This is a genomic window from Methanospirillum sp. (genome assembly GCF_035560735.1).
Lineage (GTDB): Archaea > Halobacteriota > Methanomicrobia > Methanomicrobiales > Methanospirillaceae > Methanospirillum.
The window spans coordinates 1-2,051 of sequence record NZ_DATMYY010000296.1; the positions used below are offsets into that span (position 1 = coordinate 1).

The following is a 2,051-nucleotide window of genomic DNA, read 5'->3' on the forward strand; positions in this document are numbered from 1 at the left end:
GTCATCAGCTTCACATGCCAGTGAAAGGGATCCGGACATTGGTTTAGCAATATTACATACATTGAAACCAATATGCAGCAAAAATATTTTACCCCAGATCAAGGAGTATTGTAAGCCGTGAAGATGAAAGACATTAATTGGGAGGAGATGTGGAGAGAAACACAATGTCATGTGAACCCATCTGAACCAAGTGAACATTCAGAGATAGAGCGATATGATTGTATTGCACCCCTTTTTAAAGAATGGATGACAATTGATGACTATCCATTGAAAGTCTTGGAAAGTATTCAACTTGAACCAGACTGGTCAGTCCTTGATATCGGATGTGGAACTGGTGCTCTTTCTATTCCTATCGCAAAGAAGGTTCGGTCTGTAACGGGTATTGATTTTTCTGCCAAAATGCTTGAAATCATTAGATCTGATGCAGAGAGACAGTCAGTTACCAATCTTCAGACGAAATATGCATCCTGGGATGATGTTTGTACCGGGGTGGATATTGAGCCTCATGATGTTGTTATTATGTCTAGAGCATTATCCCGGACAATGAATCTTTCAGAAACGCTACAAAAGATCAATCAGGTGGCAACCCGGTATGCATATGTAACCGCTTGGGGAGGCGGAGAGAGAAGGATAAATAAGGAAATCATGACTACTCTGGGTTTAGAGTACCGAAACAGTCCTGACTATATCTATGTCTTTAACATTCTGGCTCAAATGGGAATTCAGCCAAATGTAAAACATTTACGATGTTCAAGCAGGGTTACATATCATGACATTTCTCAGGCACTTCAGAGTTATCAATTACTGTATCGTCTTAATCCCGGGCAGATAGAAGTTGTTCAATCTATTCTTGAGAAAAATCTCGTACAATGTGAGAATGGTCTATTACTTGCTCCTGATGACAAACCAGTCTGGTCCCTGATCTGGTGGGAAAAACCAACACAGTGAAATGTATGAAATCTATTAAATTACTTCAAACGGGGCATATTTTATGTGCAATATGCCTAATGGCAGCAGTTATTTCGATTCCAGTTGCATTTGCAGACCAGGCAGCGAATCAGAGTACTCATACTGTCACCGATATGGCAGGCAGAACTGTTACACTGCCAGCATCGATAAACAACATTCTGGCGTTGTATGGACCTGCATATGAAAAGATTGTGATGTTAAATGCAGAGGACAAAATAGGTATGTGTGCCGATTATCACAAAACGCATGCTTCCTGGGCACATGTTATTTATAAGCACCTGGATTCATTACCTGCATTCCAAAACCCGTCAAGTCCAAATGTTGAGGATATTATCAAAGAAAATCCTGATGTAGTTTTCTACTTTGGAAATGATAAAAATGCCCAGAAGATGGAGAGCCTTGGTATCCCGGTCATCTGCTCTACAGGCAATACCACAAAACTGGAATCTTTAAAGGATTCACTCAGACTGTATGGGAAAGTGTTGGGATCTGAAGCTACGGACCGAGCAGAAGAGTATTGTACATACTTTGATGAAAAATTAAAGAATGTTCTCTCAAAAACATCGTCAATAGCAGATAAAGACAAACCTAAGGTCTATGTTACCAGCGGTATAGCACTTCGAACAAGATCAATAAACTCAGTGATGGGTGATACAGTTACCAAAGCAGGAGGAGATTACGTAGCTAAGGATATCGTGAATGCAACTGCAACAATAAATCCTGAACAACTCGTTGCATGGAATCCTGATATCATTATTATTGATCATGCACCAGATCTGCCTGACCCAAGTGCCAGTGCAACTTCAAACACACCAAATGCACAGGCTGTTAAAGAAGAATTTATGACAAATCCAGCATATCAGAACATCAATGCAGTGAAGAATAAGCAGGTGTACATCAGCCCGATGGGTGCTTTCTTCTGGGATGCGGGTCAGCAGGGAATTCTTCAGTTAGAATGGATGGCCCAGTTATTCCACCCTGATCTCTTCAAGGATCTGGATATGAGTAAGGAAGTGAAAGACTTTTATTCAAAGTTCTTTAATTATGATCTTACTGATGATGAACTCACCAGGATCATGAAC

2 protein-coding genes are annotated in these 2,051 nt (G+C 40.5%); both read left to right on the forward strand.

What is annotated here, in order from left to right; all coding sequences use genetic code 11:
• The first annotated feature begins 123 nt into the window (after positions 1 to 123).
• Positions 124 to 948: a class I SAM-dependent methyltransferase gene (locus VN429_RS08615; RefSeq protein WP_325632170.1), complete on the forward strand. Its 825-nt coding sequence runs from the start codon at positions 124 to 126 to the stop codon at positions 946 to 948.
• Positions 949 to 1,007: 59 nt separating this feature from the next.
• On the forward strand, positions 1,008 to 2,051 hold a 1,044-nt coding region (locus VN429_RS08620), incomplete at its 3' end, for an ABC transporter substrate-binding protein (protein ID WP_325632174.1).